Source organism: Flavobacterium sp. LC2016-23 (assembly GCF_009674775.1).
Lineage (GTDB): Bacteria > Bacteroidota > Bacteroidia > Flavobacteriales > Flavobacteriaceae > Flavobacterium.
Genome location: NZ_WKKE01000069.1, coordinates 1 through 929, shown reverse-complemented (window position 1 = coordinate 929; position 929 = coordinate 1). Strand labels below are relative to the sequence as shown.

Annotated in this window: 1 pseudogene; it reads left to right on the top strand. The window is 43.9% G+C overall.

Annotated features, from left to right (window positions below):
* Positions 1-929: pseudogene (locus GJU43_RS22925) on the top strand (hypothetical protein); the annotation flags it as partial.

Genomic DNA, 929 nt, shown 5'->3' with positions numbered 1-929 from the left:
ACTTATTACGGTTCGGTAAAAGAAGGAACCTGTGAAAGTCCAACACGATTGGCCGTTACGGTAACGTTAAGTGATCCACAAACCCCAACAGGGGCGACTACACAGGAATTCTGTAAAGTGGATAATAAAACAGTAGCTGATCTGAAAACTGCTGAAACAGGCGTGACGTGGTATGATGATGCGACAGGAGTAAACGCAATTCCGTCAACTACAGTTTTAACTGATGGCACAACTTATTACGGTTCGCTAAAGGTAGGAACCTGCGAAAGTCCAACCCGTTTGGCGGTAACGGTTACGTTAAGTGATCCGCAAACGCCAACAGGAGCAACCACACAGGAATTCTGTAAAGTGGATAATAAAACAGTGGCTGATTTGGCAACAACAGAATCAGGTGTGACGTGGTATGATGATGCGAAAGGAATGAATGCAATTCCGTCAAACACAGTTTTAACTGATGGCACAACTTATTACGGTTCGCTAAAAGTAGGAACCTGTGAAAGTCCAACACGATTGGCCGTTACGGTAACGTTAAGTGACCCGCAAACCCCAACCGGAGCAGCCACACAGGAATTCTGTAAAGTGGATAATAAAACAGTAGCTGATTTGGCAACAACAGAATCAGGTGTGACGTGGTATGATGATGCGAAAGGAATGAATGCAATTCCGTCAAACACAGTTTTAACTGATGGCACAACTTATTACGGTTCGCTAAAAGTAGGAACCTGTGAAAGTCCAACACGATTGGCCGTTACGGTAACGTTAAGTGATCCTCAAACGCCAACGGGAGCAGCCACGCAGGAATTCTGTAAAGTGGATAATAAAACAGTAGCTGATTTGAAAACTGCTGAAAAAGGTGTGACGTGGTATGATGATGCGACAGGAGTAAACGCAATTCCTTCCACAACCCTTTTGGAAAACAATAAAGTGTA